Origin of the sequence: Methylobacterium sp. WL9 (genome assembly GCF_008040035.1) — a bacterium.
GTDB classification, from domain to species: domain Bacteria; phylum Pseudomonadota; class Alphaproteobacteria; order Rhizobiales; family Beijerinckiaceae; genus Methylobacterium; species Methylobacterium thuringiense.
In genome coordinates, this window is record NZ_VRVE01000207.1 from 1 (window position 1) to 533 (window position 533).

At 72.8% G+C, this 533-nt stretch carries 1 pseudogene; it reads left to right on the forward strand.

Annotated elements, in window-relative coordinates:
• Nucleotides 1-46 precede the first annotated feature (46 nt).
• Nucleotides 47-533, forward strand: a pseudogene (locus tag FV217_RS22525) (protein TolA); the annotation flags it as partial.

Here is a 533-nt window from a genome sequence, read left to right on the forward strand (position 1 = left end):
GCGCCGGCAGCAGCCGCACCGGCCGGCGGGGCGGTGCGCTGACATCATGACCACGTCCGTTTCAACAGCCGATCCCGCTCGTGGTGGCCAGGGCGGATTGCTCGCGGCTCTCGCCGTGGCGCTGGTATTCCACGCCGCTGCGCTCGTCGGCCTGATGTTCCTGCATCTCAACCCGCCGTCGCCGCCTGGCGAGCAGCAGATTTCCATCGATCTCTCGCCGGAGATGATGGCGACGGAGACGCAGGCGCCGTCCGAGCAGGCCGCCTCCGAGGAGGCGCCGGAGGAGGCCAAGCCCGTCGGCGATCCGCCCGACGCGACGGCGCCCGAAGTCGCGGAAACGCCGACCGAGGCGAAGCCGGAAGAGACCGCGCAGCTTCCTCCCGACGAGGTCAAGCCGCCGGACGTCGCCGAGGTCCAGACCGAGACGCCGCCCGACGTGGTGCCGCCGCCGCCGGAGGACTCCATCATCACCTCCGAGGCGCCCGAGGCCGAGCCGCTCGCGCCTCCGCCTCCGCCGGTGATCGCGCAGGCTC